Origin of the sequence: Microvirga sp. KLBC 81 (assembly GCF_003075415.1) — a bacterium.
GTDB lineage: Bacteria > Pseudomonadota > Alphaproteobacteria > Rhizobiales > Beijerinckiaceae > Microvirga.
Genome location: NZ_QDAH01000318.1, coordinates 358 through 586 on the forward strand (window position 1 = coordinate 358; position 229 = coordinate 586).

The 229-nt window shown below is 69.0% G+C and carries 1 protein-coding gene; it reads left to right on the plus strand.

Annotated elements, in window-relative coordinates:
• Positions 1-229 (plus strand): homoserine O-succinyltransferase (locus tag DC522_RS36745; protein WP_245444791.1); only part of this gene is annotated, 229 nt, incomplete at both ends.

Genomic DNA, 229 nt, shown 5'->3' on the forward strand with positions numbered 1-229 from the left:
CGGCCCCCTGCAGGTCGAGCTCAGCCTGGTGCGGCTGAGCAGCCACACGCCCAAGACCACGCCCCAGGCGCACATGGCGGCGTTCTATCGGGCCTGGGACGAGGTGCGCGACGAGAAGTTCGACGGCTTCATCGTCACCGGGGCGCCGGTCGAGACCCTGCCGTTCGAGGACGTGGTCTATTGGGAGGAGCTGACCCGCATCCTCGACTGGACCCGCACCCACGTCCAC